General features: G+C 36.1%; 10 protein-coding genes and 1 tRNA gene. 8 read left to right on the top strand and 3 right to left on the bottom strand.

All coding sequences use genetic code 11. The annotated features are described in order from the left end of the window. The 4 genes from ACZ2G0_RS06070 to ACZ2G0_RS06055 all read left to right on the top strand — a co-directional run bounded on the left by ACZ2G0_RS06070 (position 1) and on the right by ACZ2G0_RS06055 (position 2724). Positions 1-393, top strand: coding sequence for an ExbD/TolR family protein (locus ACZ2G0_RS06070; RefSeq protein ID WP_470309462.1), 393 nt, complete (start codon positions 1-3; stop codon positions 391-393). A gap of 34 nt (positions 394-427) precedes the next feature. Beyond that, positions 428-1225 (top strand): energy transducer TonB, encoded by a 798-nt coding sequence (locus ACZ2G0_RS06065; protein ID WP_300286012.1) that lies wholly within the window; start codon positions 428-430, stop codon positions 1223-1225. A gap of 31 nt (positions 1226-1256) precedes the next feature. Further along, on the top strand, positions 1257-2492 hold the full coding sequence (locus ACZ2G0_RS06060; RefSeq protein ID WP_470309461.1) for a bifunctional folylpolyglutamate synthase/dihydrofolate synthase: 1236 nt from the start codon (positions 1257-1259) through the stop codon (positions 2490-2492). A 157-nt stretch (positions 2493-2649) separates the two neighbouring features. Continuing rightward, positions 2650-2724, top strand: a tRNA-Val gene (locus tag ACZ2G0_RS06055). A gap of 160 nt (positions 2725-2884) precedes the next feature. Here the strand turns inward: ACZ2G0_RS06055 and ACZ2G0_RS06050 are convergent. The 3 genes from ACZ2G0_RS06050 to gldJ all read right to left on the bottom strand — a co-directional run bounded on the left by ACZ2G0_RS06050 (position 2885) and on the right by gldJ (position 7675). After that, positions 2885-4339 (bottom strand): glycoside hydrolase family 30 protein, encoded by a 1455-nt coding sequence (locus ACZ2G0_RS06050; protein ID WP_470309460.1) that lies wholly within the window; start codon positions 4337-4339, stop codon positions 2885-2887. A gap of 304 nt (positions 4340-4643) precedes the next feature. Further along, positions 4644-5927: a UDP-N-acetylmuramoyl-tripeptide--D-alanyl-D-alanine ligase gene (locus ACZ2G0_RS06045; RefSeq protein WP_470309459.1), complete on the bottom strand. Its 1284-nt coding sequence runs from the start codon at positions 5925-5927 to the stop codon at positions 4644-4646. A gap of 65 nt (positions 5928-5992) precedes the next feature. Next, entirely contained in the window at positions 5993-7675 is a 1683-nt protein-coding gene (gldJ, locus tag ACZ2G0_RS06040) for a gliding motility lipoprotein GldJ (RefSeq protein WP_470309458.1), read from the bottom strand. A gap of 212 nt (positions 7676-7887) precedes the next feature. Here gldJ and porU point away from each other — a divergent pair, with 212 nt between their 5' ends. From porU to pdhA, 4 genes are all read left to right on the top strand, one after another. Next, positions 7888-11721, top strand: a complete 3834-nt coding sequence (gene porU / locus ACZ2G0_RS06035) for a type IX secretion system sortase PorU (RefSeq protein WP_470309457.1) — start codon at positions 7888-7890, stop codon at positions 11719-11721. Between the two features lie 39 nt (positions 11722-11760). Then, entirely contained in the window at positions 11761-12957 is a 1197-nt protein-coding gene (gene porV / locus ACZ2G0_RS06030) for a type IX secretion system outer membrane channel protein PorV (RefSeq protein WP_470309456.1), read from the top strand. 71 nt (positions 12958-13028) lie between these two features. Continuing rightward, positions 13029-13511, top strand: coding sequence for a cytidine deaminase (gene cdd / locus ACZ2G0_RS06025; RefSeq protein ID WP_470309455.1), 483 nt, complete (start codon positions 13029-13031; stop codon positions 13509-13511). A 143-nt stretch (positions 13512-13654) separates the two neighbouring features. After that, on the top strand, positions 13655-14653 hold the full coding sequence (gene pdhA / locus ACZ2G0_RS06020; RefSeq protein WP_300285996.1) for a pyruvate dehydrogenase (acetyl-transferring) E1 component subunit alpha: 999 nt from the start codon (positions 13655-13657) through the stop codon (positions 14651-14653). Position 14654 lies beyond the last annotated feature (1 nt).

The following is a 14654-nucleotide window of genomic DNA, read 5'->3' as shown; positions in this document are numbered from 1 at the left end:
ATGAATTTACGAGGAAGAAATAAGGTTAGTGCCGAATTCAACATGTCATCCATGACAGATATCGTTTTTTTACTTTTGATATTTTTCATGCTAACATCGACGATGGTAACTACGAACGCATTGGATTTAGTTTTGCCAAAAGCGAAAGGAAAGACCGATAGCAACAAAAATATCGCGGTAAGTATCAATAAAAAACTAGAATTTTTTATTGATAAAGAACCAGTTGCAGAAGGAGAATTAGAGTTAAAATTACTATCTCTTTTTACAGCTGACAACACTAAAGCTATTATTTTACGAGCTGAAGAAGGGGTACCAATTGAAAAAGCGGTGAATGTTTTAGACATCGCAAATAGAAATCAAATTAAAGTAGTTTTAGCCGTAAGGCCAAAATAATACCAACAGAAATTTAGCAACCGATTCCTTCTACATGAAATATTTAGATACAAAAGAAGAAAAGAAATCATTTGTCATCACATCAATAATTTTTGTGATTCTTTTTGTTTTGTTTTTCTATTTAGGATTAACATCTTTAGACCCGCCACCAGAAAACGGAATTGCCATTAATTTTGGTACCACTGAATTTGGCTCTGGAGACATTCAACCTACTGAACCCATTCAATCAGCACCGCAGCCAACCGCAGCTAAATCAGCCGCGTCAAGTGACGACGAAGTATTATCTCAAGATATAGAAGAGGCAGTTGTTATTAAGGAAGTAAAAAAAGCACAACCTACAAAACAGGTCGCGACTGAAGAAGTTAAACCCAAGCCTAAAGAAAACCCTAAACCATCTAAAAGCACCTCTGATGCGCTATCAAGCTTAATTAATGGTCCAAAATCAGATGGAAAAGCACAAGGTGGCGAAGGACCTGACAATACTGCTGGCGACAAAGGTAGCATAAACGGCAATCCATATGCCAATAGCTACTATGGATCCGGTGGCGGAACAGGAAATGGAAGCGGTTGGGGACTGAACGGGCGAAGCATTAGCTCGAGAGGAAAAGAAGTACAAAAGTGCAATGAATTCGGTACGGTTGTCGTGCAAATCACTGTAAACCGAAGCGGAAATGTGATTGCAGCTAAATACACAAAAGGAACAACCAATACTAATCCTTGTTTAGTCGAGCCCGCTTTGGCAACAGCCAGAAAGTATAAATGGCAACCAGACTCTAACGCACCCGAAACACAAATAGGTTTTATCACTGTGAACTTTAAACTAGGCGAATAAGTAAATCTCTTTGGACGTCAAAAACACTCAAATGAATTATCAAGAAACAACGGATTGGATGTTCAGTCAACTTCCAATGTACCAACTCCAAGGCGCATCGGCTTATAAAAAAGACTTGACAAATACCGTTCGGTTGTTAGACCATCTCAATAACCCACAACAAGATCTAAAGTGCATTCATGTGGCGGGAACCAACGGGAAAGGCTCAACTTCGCACATGCTAGCCTCCGTATTACAAGAAGCAAACTACAAAGTAGGCCTTTATACTTCACCACACCTTAAAGACTACAGAGAACGCATTAAAATTAACGGAATCGAAATATCGGAAGATTTTGTTTGTTCGTTTATCAATGAGAACAAGGCCTTTTTTGAAGCGAACGATATTAGTTTTTTTGAAATGAGTGTAGGATTAGCGTTTTCTTATTTCAAACATGAAAAAGTAGACATCGCTATAATCGAAGTAGGCATGGGTGGCCGACTTGATGCCACCAACGTAATTAATCCGTTGGTGTCAGTCATAACCAATATAGGATTGGATCATACGCAGTTTTTAGGAAACACCATCCCATTAATTGCTCAGGAAAAAGCCGGCATTATAAAACCAAATGTCCCAGTTGTAATTGGAGAGTACACAACGGAAACTAAGGACGTTTTTTTGGCCAAAGCCAAAGATAATACAGCATCGATTTATTTTGCATCCGATCTAATACAAACTTCATATGAATCCGATTTACTTGGTGACTACCAAGAACAAAATAAAAAAACAGTACTGCAAACACTTGTAATCCTTAACAAAACAACAGAATTCAAAGTTAATGAGGAATGCATAAAAACTGGTTTAGCACAGGTTGTTTCTAATACAGGCTTACAAGGAAGATGGCAACAAATAAACGCTAAACCTAAAACCATCGTTGACACTGCACACAATGCAGAAGGATTAACGATTGTTCTCAATCAAATTAAAAGAGAAAAATACCAAAAATTACATATCGTATTTGGAGTTGTTAATGACAAGAACCTAGACGAAGTATTGCCCCTATTTCCTAAAGAAGCCATCTACTATTTTTGCAAACCCAATATTCCTCGTGGATTAGATGCTACAGTTTTACAAACCAAAGCAGCGGAATTCTCCCTTATAGGCAACCTATACCATTCTGTTTCAAATGCCTACGAGGCCGCCATGGAAAACGCTTCCAAAAATGACTTTATATACATTGGTGGCAGCACCTTCGTTGTAGCAGAAGTACCGGTAAACACGCAGTTGTAATCGTATTTATTTTAGCAACTACAACTATTTACGATTCAGACACATATAAAAAAAGCAATACGTATTAGTAAAATAATTGCAAAAACATTTTGCAGAAACGAAAAACAACTATATATTTGCACTCGCAATCAGGAAATGATAGCAACCTAGTAAAATAGGGCGATTAGCTCAGCTGGTTCAGAGCACCTCGTTTACACCGAGGGGGTCGGGGGTTCGAACCCCTCATCGCCCACAAAAAACTCCTTAAGAAATTAAGGAGTTTTTTTTTGGAATAATTTCATTTTTTTTGAAATTCAAGAACTTTGTATTAATTCAAATTGAAGAATTACAAGAGCATAACCGAATTATCTTTATCGAACACACCTTATGCTACAGGTTTATAAAATTCCTATTTAGAACAGTATTGTTTGAATAGCATGTGGCTGAATTTTTATTGATGTCGCTTGAGTTCCAATACATAGCTTATAGTCTAGTTCTTTATCTGTTTTATTCATAACAATGGTTACCACCTTCCCATCTTGATTTAAAAAAGAGGTCGTAATTAACGCACTGCGGCTAGATACACTGCTAACTCTTTTAGCATCCTTCCCTATAAATTTTGAAAAATGACCAATATAATAATAGGAAGGCGTATAAATTAAAGCACCCGTTCTTGTATCTCCATGAAGCGGCGCAAAGCAAAAATTACCCACATGATTAGGACCTCCATTTTGATCTAGTAAAACATTCCAATCTGTCCAACCTACAGTACCATTATTAAAATCATGAATCATAGACTCACCATAACGTTCACCATTTGCCCAAAGCTGCAATTTGGGATAGTCAAACTTCTCAACACAACCTTCGGTAAACAATAAATTTTTGTCAGGATACATTTCATGAACTTTCCCAACATTTTCAAACATAGATGCTCCCCCACTCCAGCTTTCATACCAATGAAAACCAATACCCCAAACATATTTACTAGCCTCTGGATCATCAAGAATTGTAGACGCTCTTTGTGTCAATAAATCGCGATTATGATCCCACACGGTAAGCTTTCTATCCCCTAACCCCGCTTTTTTAAGCGATGGCCCTAAAAAGTTTTTTACAAAATCGCGCTCCTCTTCAGCCGTGTAAATACAAGACTCCCACGTTTGTTTTGCCATTGGCTCATTCTGAACCGTTAACCCCCAAATAGGAATCCCCTCTTTTTCGTAGCTCTTAATAAATTTTATGTAATAATTAGCCCAAGCCTGATAATACTCCGGAAGCAACTTACCTCCTTGCAGCATACTGTTAGTATCCTTCATAAATGCAGGAGGACTCCACGGACTAGCATAAACCGTAGCTTTACCACCAGCGGTAGCAATGGCTTTTTTAATCAATGGTATTCTATACGTCTTATCGTGATCGATATTGAATGTATTTAAATCTTTATCCCCCTCAGCTACATAGGTGTAACTTCCTGAACTAAAATCACAACTATGAATATTGGTCCTAATAATAGAATATCCGATCCCTTTTTCTTTATCGTAGTAGGCCTTTAAAAATTCTTGTTGATTTTCTTTGGTCAATTTAGCAAAAACTTCTGCACTGGCATCTGTTATAGCCCCTCCAATTCCAAGATAGGCTTGAAAGGTTTTAGTTGGATTGACAAAAACGCAAAGTTGCGTTTCCATTGGTTGCTTCAATTCTTTAAATTGCAAATCTACCTGCGTCTTTTGTAATCTTAAATTGGTGTTTTCCGCCGTTGTAAACACAGTAGCCGTTTTACCCTTCATACTAAAAACATCTACTTTTTTTAACGTTTGGGAGAACCCACTAAAACAAAAGAATATCAAAAAAACTGGACTTCCTATTTTCATAATAATGGATTTTAAAAGCTGTTTTATAATAAAAACGAGTATAACTTAACATGATCACGTCTACAACCATTTCCTTAGCTAAAATTACACTAAAAAAAATAAAAACCGATACCATCTTAGTAAAAAGGCAACTATCTTGAAACAGGTAGCAAAAAGCATTCTAAAGTAATTTAACAGAAACACCCCCTAGGCTGTTCGTTACCAAAGAGAAATTACTTGAGTAAAAATTGGATTTCTACAAAAAGAAAACACCCACTTCAAAAAAAGAAATAGGTGTTTAAAAATTTTAGTAAGCACTCATTAATTATAGAAAATCTAAAGTACGTTCCAGCGCCATACCTCTACTACCTTTAATTAAAATAATACTATTTTTAATAGCTAGATTCTTTAAATAAATTACAAACTCTTCAAAAGAAGGAAAGAATTTCAAATGAGCTTCTGCCACTCTATTCGAATAAAAATCAGACCCTATTAGATAACAATCACAGTCTTTTATTCTTGATAACCTATCAACAATCATCCTGTGTTCTAACAAGCTTTCTGTACCTAATTCAAACATATCACCCAGAACCATTACTTTATTAGGTTCACCCAATTGCACAAAATTATCAATAGCAACTGCCATACTGCTCGGGTTTGCATTGTACGCATCTAGTATGATTTGACTACTCCCTTTCTTCAACATTTGCGATCTGTTGTTTTCCGGGACATACGACTCTAGCGCTTGCTTGATTAGATAATCACTAACTTTAAAGTATTTACCAATTGCAATAGCCGCATTTAAATTATTCGCATTGTACAAACCTATTAAATGCGAAGCAATAGTAATCTCCCCATAGGAAATAACAACAAAAGGATTAGCTGTAACCGAATCAATTTTTAGATCAACATTGGTATTATTTAAACCAAATGAAAAAACATTCATTTGATTGGATCTATTAAGCTGAATCGCATCGTCACTGTTTACAAAAACTAATTTGTTATGTAGTTTCAAATTTTGATACATTTCACTTTTACCTTCAATGACACCTTCTACTCCTCCAAAACCCTCGAGATGCGCTTTACCAAAATTGGTAATATACCCATAATCTGGAAGCGCTAAATCACATAAAAATTCAATTTCTTTTTTATGGTTAGCACCCATTTCTACAATACCAATTTCAGTATCTGCTGTAAAGGAAAGCAAAGTCAATGGAACTCCAATATGATTGTTTAAGTTTCCAATTGTTGCTTTAGTATTGTATTTTTTAGCTAACACAACATGAATAAGCTCCTTAGTTGTGGTCTTACCATTACTCCCAGTTAATGCAATTATTGGAAGTTTTAAATAGGTACGATGAAACTTTGCCAGCTCTTGGAGTGCTTTTAGGCTATCGTTGACAAGAATTGTTCTTTCATCAATATAATAGGATTCATTATCAATAATAACATACAATGCCCCTTTCTCCAAAGCCTCTTTTGCAAACGTATTGGCATCAAAATTATCACCTTTAATCGCTACAAATAAAGAGTTTTTTTCAATTTTTCTTGTATCTATTGAAATGGAACTACATTTCAAAAACAAACCGTGAATAGTACTAATATCCATTAAAAAGTGATTTAAAAATAAAAAGCCCTAATGAAAGGGCTTTTTACTGTTATTTTATATAAAAATTAATTTCTAGCTGATTTCTTCTTTTCTGCTTTTGGACCAACTTTCGACATTGCACATCTAAATCCAATGTAATCTGTTGCCATATCCTGAGGAAAATATCTACGTTGTGCTGGATCTAACCAATACGCTCTGTCTCTCCAAGACCCACCTTTATAAACTCTTACTTCATCATTAATCAAAGTAGTTCTCTTGCTAGATCTATCGTACTTTCTAATCATTGCTCCCAAACTATCCGTAGTTACGTTATGCTTAGGCGAGTTGTACATTTTGTCAATCTTCTTGTCAGCATCATCTGATTCTGATTCTCCAAAGTTGTAATACTTAGAAGACTGCTTATCACCATCTCGATAATTAATGTTATTACTTTTATTAAAGTTTTGTCTTAAGTACGTTTCTTGTTCATCAACTGGAACTTGTGCGATTTGACCTGGAAAACTTCTAACAATGATTTTACCATTGCTCAATGTATCCCTTTTCATTGTCTCAAGAGTTACAATCTCCACTTTACCGTCTGCACCAATCTTATTTTTAGTGTATTTATTACCTCTAAAATAGTTGAAGTCATTTGCTTCGTTATCAATTATTGGACGATAAACATCGGCAACCCATTCCGCCACATTTCCTGCCATATCATACAAACCAAAGTCATTTGCTGGATATTTTTTCACTTCATTTGTGATATCAGCACCATCATCAGACCAACCTGCGATTCCACCATAATCACCATTCCCTTGTTTAAAGTTGGCTAACTGATCTCCTTTGGATTGTCTTTTTCCAGAACGAGTATAGCTCCCTGACCAAGGATATTTCTTTTGACCTTTGTAAATATTGTATTCTCTTTGACCTACATCCGCTGCAGCAGCATATTCCCATTCTGCTTCAGTTGGAAGTCTATATTCTGGCAAAAGAATACCAGATGAACGTTGCGCATAGACATTCTTTGGCTCCGTTACTTTACCATCTTTACCAGCCTTAGGTGCTTTTCTAGCTCCTTTTGGTCCTTTTAAAACAATATCTTCATTACCTCCATAAGTCATTGTTGGAGCAGCTAAATAAGTATCTGTATTAAAAGAACTTTCAGCTGTAACATCATTAGTTTTAGCATTTTTCTTCAAATACCCTTTCTTTTCAAGTATCGCTTCGTTTACACGATCCGTTCTCCATTTACTAAATTCATTAGCTTGAATCCAGTTCACACCTACAACAGGATAATAGGCATATGAAGGATGTCTTAAATAATTGTTAGTCATTGTTTCATTATAACCTAACCTATTTCTCCATACCAACGTATCAGGTGAAGCACCTTCATATATATGTCTGTAATTCTCTTCATCTGGGGGGAAAACACTTTTTAACCAATCTAAGTACTCCAAGTACATAAAATTAGTAACCTCAGTTTCATCCATGTAAAAAGATTGAACATGCTGCTGCGTTGGCGTATTATTCCAATCGTGCATCACGTCATCTTGTACTTTACCCATGGTGAATGTACCGCCTTCAACAAATACTAAACCAGGTCCAGCCTCTTGTTTTTTAGCAGCTTGTACTTTTTTGCTATCTACGTTCCACCCAGTTCCTCTAGATGTGTTATTAGAACTAGACTTTTTACTACAACTTGCAAAACCTATGACCATAAGCATTGACAACATCAATCGTAAGGCTATAACTTTGTTTACTTTCATACTGATTATAAAGTGAAATTTAGGTGACGCAATATAATAATTAACCATTACCCTGCAATACCAATTTTTAATAAATTTAGATTTTGAAATTATCTAATGACAATTATACAAAACAAACGCAAATTTATACTATTTATTATTTATTTTTATGGTAAAAGCCATATTTTTACCCAATTTACTAAATATAGTTTCATCTCTTTGCCCTAAAAAAAATGAAAAACCTGCTTTTATGTGCATTATTCTTACTTTCAATTACCTCTATTGCACAAAATAGTGGTGATGTTGTCATTGAATGGAATAAAAAAACAGCACTTCAGTACGGAAGCTACACCATAAATATCCCGCAATTCAATGGAGATTCATTCCAATATGACCCTGCCAAAAAAGCCATTTTATACAGCAACAAAATAACAAACATAACTACCTCAGAAGGAGCTTCCGTACTACTAGAAAACGTTGTTTACGAAAATATCGCCACAAATGACTTGGGAGACCTACTAAAAGAAAGCCTTCCTGGAAGCCCACAAGCTTTTGTCAAAACTGCCCAATCTAGAAACAAGTTCGAAACTTTTTTATCAGTAACTCCAATTGTAAATGATGAATTTGGACTTAGAAGAATTCGATCTTTTACCTACCAAATCGTAAATAACCAAAGCTCAAAAAACAACTTACAAAGCAAAACAACAAGTGCGATAACCAACTCCGTTCTTGCATCAGGTGATTGGTACCGATTTTACATTGAAAAATCAGGGGTATACAAGATTTCTAAAAAGTTTTTAGATGATCTAGGCATGAATACCAACTCCATAGATCCTAGACGAATTAGCTTGTATGGCGCAGGAGGCAGAATGCTTCCACTATCTAATAATATTCCGTATCCTACGGACTTAACCGAAAACGCAATAAAAATTATTGGAGAGCAAGACGGCACATTCAACAGCGAAGACTACATCTTATTTTATGGTGAAGGCATTGAAAATTGGAACTCTGAAAGCCAAACCAATCTAAACTTATATGACAGCAAGTCCTACTATTATATTAGCACATCATCAGTCAATGGAAAACGAATCCAAAATAATGTCCAACCCACAGTAAATAGCACACTTCAAATCGACAGTTTTGATGACCATCAGTTTCACGAAATTGACGCAATCAACATCAGCAGACTAGGAAGACAATGGTTTGGTGAAGCATTTGATTTTAAATCTGAACAAGAATTCAGTTTCAACTTCCCCAATATCGACGCTACTATTCCTCTCAAAATTAGTGCAACATTTGCAGCAGCAGCCTTTACCCAAACTTCTTTTACTGTAAATGTAAATGGGCAAAATAATGGCAGCGCCTCCATAGCTGCAATTACTGCCAACTCTGGAATCAACTTTAATGTCGGCTCCTTGCCCAATAACACCACCGCCACAGGAAGTGAAAATACTACAATTAAAATTACCTACAATAATAATGGTGTGCCCGGATCCAAAGGGTATCTGGACTACATTAACGTCATTGCTAAAAGAAAACTTCAAGGCTACGGAAAGCAGTTCCATTTTCAATACGATCTTGCAGCTAACAACTCAGGCGTTATTCAATACAATTTCAGCAACGCTGCCGGACTAAATGAAATTTGGGACATCACTGACCTAACCACCATCAGCACTATTTTAAATGATAAAAAAGATCTATTGTCATTTAAGGCTAATTTAGGTGCTCTAAAAAAATACATTGCGATTGATCCATCAGATTACTATAGCCCTTTACGAGAAAACAAAACTAAAATCCAGAATCAAAACATTAAAGGGACCGTTTTTAAGAATAATCAAGGCCAATTTACAGATGTAGATTACGTCATAATTACACCTACTAGCTTGAGTATGCAGGCCGAAAAATTAGCTAATTTCCATCGCTCCTATACGAATCTAAATGTAAAAGTGCTTACTACCGAATCTATTTATCAAGAATTTTCATCAGGTAAACAAGACATTGCAGCAATACGTAACTGCATAAAATACATATATGACAATGCCTCCGCTGCTGATAAAAAATTAAAATACGTTAATCTTTTCGGAGATGCCTCTTATGACTACAAAAACAGAATCCCAAACAATACCAATGTTGTTCCTATCTATCATGCTTTAAATAGTAATTCGATCGGAGAATCTTGTTTTGCTTCAGATGATTTTTACGGATTAATGGATACAAACGAAGGCAATATCATTTCTTTTTTTGGAGGAATTGATATTACAGTAGGACGCATGTTAGTTAATGACGCACTTCAAGCTGAGGAGATGGTCAATAAAGTGTTGCAATACCACGATACAAAAGCACTTGGCAATTGGAGAAATAACGTTGTGATTATAAGTGACGATTCTGACATCCCTTCTGATGCTAGTTTACAAGAGCGCCAAAATAATTTGGCAGATATGATTGCTACTAAGAAACCATTCTTAAATATAAATAAAATAATTTTGGACTCCTACGCCCAAGAGGCATCTGCAGGAGGATTTAGGTATCCCAAAGCTAGGACCGATATTTTCAATGCATTCGAAAAAGGGGCATTAATCTTTAACTATCTTGGTCATGGAGGTGAGGACGGATTGGCAGCTGAACGGATTTGGGAAAAATCTGATAGCCAAAACCTAAGTAACCAATACAAATACCCTTTATTTATTACGATAACTTGTGAGTTTTCTCGATTTGACAATCCATACAGACCTACAGCAGGAGAATACACCTATTGGAATCCAAAAGGTGGAGCAATAGCCATGATAACCACTATCAGAGAAATATCGCAGTTCAATGGCGAAAATTTTAATGACAGATTAAATGCTACCCTACTATCGTACGACTCCAACGAATATACTTCAATTGCAGAGGCATTGCGAATTGCTAAAAACAACAACCCCAACTCTTCGACTAACGTAGTTTTTTACATTGGCGATCCAGCCATAAAATTGGCAATCCCGAAACCAAAAATCAGGCTAACTAAGGTGAATGACGTACCTATTTCACAAACCATTGATGATTTAAAATCATTAGCACGGATTAAGCTATCTGGAGAAATAACAGATGAAAACGATACCGTACTAACTAATTATACCGGAACTGTAGCCACAGCAATTTTCGATAAAAATAGCACCCAAACCACCTTCAACAATGACAATAATAGTCCTCAAATTAATTTTACCACCTTAGGTGAAACAATCTTTAGAGGAAATGCATCTGTAACCAATGGGTTATTTGAGTTTAATTTTGTCGTTCCCAGAGACATTAGGATCCCTCTCAACAGTGGAAGAATTAGCTTTTACGCATCAAAAACGGGAACTACTGAAAACCAAACTGGATACGACACCACTATTAAGGTAGGCGGAATAAACCAAAATGCGGTTCAAGACAATATTAGTCCAAAAGTAAAGTTATATATGAATGACGAAACTTTTGTTTCGGGCGGGATAACAAACAGCTCTCCTTTTTTATTGGTTTTATTAGAAGATGAGAACGGGATAAACACCGCGAGCGGTATTGGTCACGATATTACCGCTGTTTTAGACGGAGATATTAACAATACCTTTAAATTAAATGACTACTATCAAACCAATAGTGATGATTTTACGAAAGGCAGCCTGAGGTTCCCTTTAAGAAATATTGCTCCCGGTTTGCACACCATAGTCGTCAAAGCATGGGATGTATACAACAACCCTACCACTGTAGAGATTCAATTTTTAGTGGTTTCCGATGAAGGAATTACGCTAACAAACGTTCTTAATTATCCCAATCCTTTTGTAAATTACACTGAATTTTGGTTTACACACAACCGACCATTTGAACCGCTCGAGGTACAAATTCAAGTTATAACAATCACAGGAAAAGTGGTTTGGACAAAAAACCAATTAATTACAACGGATGGTTTTTTATCGAGAGAGCTTACTTGGGATGGTAAAGATGATTTTGGAAGCAGAATAGGAAAAGGAGTTTACATCTATAAATTGACAGTGAAATCCAGCTTAACAAATAACAAAGCAGAAAAGTTTGAAAAACTTGTAATACTTTAAGAAAATACTATATTTGTCCAATGATTTTTAAATTATAAAATGAAAAAAACGCTATTTTTATTAATTTGCATTTACTCTATACAAAGCGTTACGGCGCAGGACAGAGTGATCACAACAGCCTTACCTTTTTTACTAGTAGCTGCAGATGCGAGAGCAGCCGGTATGGCCGATAATGGTGTAGCAACTTCAACTGATGCATTCTCCCAGCAGTGGAATCCTGCAAAATATGCTTTCTCTACCGAAAAGCAGGGATTTTCTGTGAGTTATACTCCATATTTAACAGGTCTAGCTAACGACATCTCATTAGGACAAGCAACTTATTTCAACAAAATAAGTGACCGAGCTGCTTTTGCGGGAAGTTTACGCTATTTTGGCTTTGGAGACATTGAACTAAGACAAACCAGTGACCCTACAGAAGACGTAAGAATTGTATCCCCAAATGAATTTGCACTTGATGGATCGTACTCCCTAAAACTGAGTGAGAAATTCTCAATGGCAGTGGCTGGTCGATACATTAGATCCAATTTAAAAGTAGGCACTGACACAGGAGATGGTACAGCAGCGAATACATTCGCTATTGACATCGCTGGTTTTTACCAGTCTGAAGAAATTGCATACAATGAATTTAATGGTAGATGGAGAGCTGGATTTAATATTCAAAATATTGGACCTAAAATTAGCTACGATAACGATCAGATCAACTCCAACTTCACTCCTGCGAACTTAAAATTAGGTACTGGATTTGATTTCATCCTAGACGATTACAATAAGGTGGCACTGAATGTTGAATTTAGTAAATTATTAGTTCCTACTCCTCAAGTTGGTTATAACGGAACTGCTTACACAGGAAAGGACTTCAACAATGACGGTACAGTTGATGCAACTGACTTTGACCTAGCAACACAAGAATATAAATCTATTGGTTGGGTTTCTGGAATATTTAAATCATTTGGAGACGCACCATCGGGAATTAAAGAAGAAATAAAAGAAGTAACCTATTCCGTTGGAGCTGAATATTCTTACCAAGATTCATTTGCCATGCGTTTGGGGTATTTCCATGAAAGTCCTGACAAAGGAGCTAGAAGATTTTTCTCTTTAGGAGCTGGCTTTAAATATACCTCAGTAAACATTGATGTAGCATACTTATTCTCTGCTTCAAAAATCCCTAATCCTTTAGAAAACACATTGCGTTTTTCTTTAACATTCAACTTTGGAGACAAATACGAAACGTATTAATTTAATAAATACTCAAAATAATCATCCAAATTTCAGCAATTGAAATTTGGATTTTTTTTCCTCAAAACATTATGAAAAACATAACAATTACAACTGAATTATCAGTTTATAATGCAGTAACAGAACTTCCTGTTGCTACTCAAGAACTTATGGCGCTAGCAGTAACTAGTAGAAAAAAAGCCTATGCGCCTTACTCAAAATTTAAAGTTGGAACAGCAATCCTACTGGACAATGGTGAAGTAATTTTAGGTTCCAACCAAGAAAATGCTGCCTACCCTTCTGGTCTATGTGCGGAGAGAGTAGCTATTTTCTATGCCGGATCTATGTATCCCGATGCCAAAATAGTTCAAATGGCTATAACAGCTGCTTCAGACACTAATAAAACAGAGTCACCAATTCCGCCTTGTGGAGCTTGCAGACAGTCTATTGCCGAATATGAAATTAAGCAAGAGCAACCTATCGAAATCTACTTCATGGGCGAATCAGGAGACATCTATAAATCATCTTCATTAAAAAACTTATTGCCTTTAATGTTCGATAAAAACTTCTTATAAAAAACGCTAAAAATTAGCTTTTAAATTTTAGTTCTCAGTTGGAATGTCTTATTTTTGCGTTTCGCAAACTTGGATGAGGAACTTTTTTGCGTTATAGGTACTAATTGATAACACAATAAAACTTTAGCAAAAGAACATTAGAGATGAAAGAAGTTACAAAAGAGGTTTATTTAAAGTGGTATGAAGATATGCTACTGTGGAGAAAGTTTGAAGACAAACTTGCAGCATTATACATACAACAAAAAGTAAGAGGTTTTCTTCACTTATACAATGGCCAAGAAGCGGTCCTTGCCGGAGCATTACATGCAATGGATTTAACGAAGGACAAAATGATTACAGCATACAGAAACCACGTACAACCAATTGGTATGGGTGTAGACCCAAAACGTGTTATGGCTGAACTTTTAGGTAAGGTAACAGGTACGTCAAAAGGTATGGGAGGTTCAATGCATATATTTTCGAAAGAACACCGTTTTTATGGTGGTCACGGAATTGTAGGTGGACAAATCCCAGTAGGAGCTGGTTTAGCTTTTGCTGATAAATATTTTGAAACGGGCGGTGTAACTATGACCTACTTTGGTGATGGTGCTGCACGTCAAGGCTCACTACACGAAGCTTTTAACATGGCAATGCTATGGAAATTACCCGTAGTTTTTATTGTAGAAAACAATGGATACGCAATGGGAACTTCAGTAGAAAGAACAGCAAATCATACTGATATCTGGAAATTAGGTTTAGGTTACGAAATGCCTTGTGGACCAGTTGACGGAATGAATCCTGTAAAAGTTGCTGAAGCCATGACAGAGGCAATTGATAGAGCACGTCGCGGAGACGGACCTACTTTCTTAGAAATGAAAACGTACCGTTACAGAGGACACTCCATGTCCGATGCGCAATTGTACCGTTCTAAAGAAGAAGTAGAAGAATACAAAAAAATCGATCCAATTACACAAGTTTTAGATGTAATCATGGAAAACAAATACGCTACCGAAGAAGAAATCGAACTAATTGAACAAAGAGTAAAAGATCTAGTTCAAGAATGTGTTGATTTTGCTGAGGAGTCTGATTATCCACCAGTACAGCAATTGTACGACGTGGTGTACGAACAAGAAAACTATCCATTCATCCCTCATAAACTATAAT

This window comes from Flavobacterium sp. KKT103 (assembly GCF_055640565.1).
Note: the sequence above shows the minus strand (reverse complement) of the source record. Positions and strands in the feature narration are given on the sequence as shown.